Origin of the sequence: Kitasatospora sp. A2-31 (assembly GCF_022288725.1) — a bacterium.
Lineage (GTDB): Bacteria > Actinomycetota > Actinomycetes > Streptomycetales > Streptomycetaceae > Kitasatospora.
The window spans coordinates 1-1,103 of the sequence record NZ_JAKNTA010000258.1; the positions used below are offsets into that span (position 1 = coordinate 1).

The 1,103-nt window shown below is 72.4% G+C and carries 1 protein-coding gene; it reads right to left on the reverse strand.

The genetic code is table 11. From position 1 onward, the window contains the following. A partial coding sequence (locus MCM47_RS41300) for a DEAD/DEAH box helicase (protein ID WP_238951893.1) occupies positions 1 to 1,103 on the reverse strand: 1,103 nt, incomplete at both ends.

The following is a 1,103-nucleotide window of genomic DNA, read 5'->3' on the forward strand; positions in this document are numbered from 1 at the left end:
CTCGGTGGCGCGGCGCTGTGCGCGCTCCAGCTGGCGGGTCATCTCGGCCAGCTCGCGCTCGGCGGCACCGGCGATGCCGGCGGCGCTCTCGGCCTGGACCTCGATCAGCGAGCGGGCGCCGGTGATCCGGGCGACCTCGGCGTCGAAGGCGTGGTCGAGGATGTGGCGCGAGGCGTCGACGCCCGCGTCCTCCATCAGACGGAAGACGCCGCGGCGCTGGTGCGGCAGCACCAGGGTGACGACGGTGCCGGAGCGGCCGGCACGGGCGGTGCGGCCGGAGCGGTGCAGGTAGTCCTTGTGGTCGCCGGCCGGGTCCACGTTGAGGACCAGGTCGATGCCGTCCACGTGGATGCCGCGGGCGGCGACGTCGGTGGCGACGACGACGTTGACGTAGCCGTCCTTGAAGTCGCCGAGGACGCGGGTGCGGGCGCCCTGGGTCATGCCGCCGTGCAGCGCGTCGGCCTTGACGCCGGCCTCGATCAGCTGCTCGGCGACGCGGTCGGCGCCCATCTGGGTGCGGACGAAGATGATCGTGCGGCCCTTGCGGGCGGCGATCGCGTTGGTGATCGGCGCCTTGTCCTTGGGCTTCACCACGAGGATGTGGTGGGTCATGGTGGTGACCGCGCCGGCCGACGGGTCGACCTCGTGGGTGACCGGGCTGTTCAGGTAGCGCTTGACCAGGGTGTCGATCTCGTTCTCCAGCGTGGCGGAGAACAGCAGGCGCTGGCCGCCGGCCGGCACCTGGTCGAGGATCTCGGTGACCTCGGGCAGGAAGCCCATGTCGGCCATCTGGTCGGCCTCGTCGAGGACGGCGACCTGGACGTCGTCGAGCTTGGCGGAGCCGCGGTTGATCAGGTCGCGCAGACGGCCGGGGGTGGCGACCAGGACGTCGACACCGCGCTCCAGCGCGTAGATCTGGTTGGACATCGAGGTACCGCCGCAGACGACCTTGAGGCGCAGGCCGAGCACCGAGCCGAACGGCTCCAGGGCGTCGGCGACCTGCATCGCCAGCTCGCGGGTCGGGACCAGGATCAGGCCGCGCGGGTGCTTGGCGCGGGTGCGCTCGCCGTCGGCGAGGCGGGTCAGCAGCGGCAGGCCGAAGC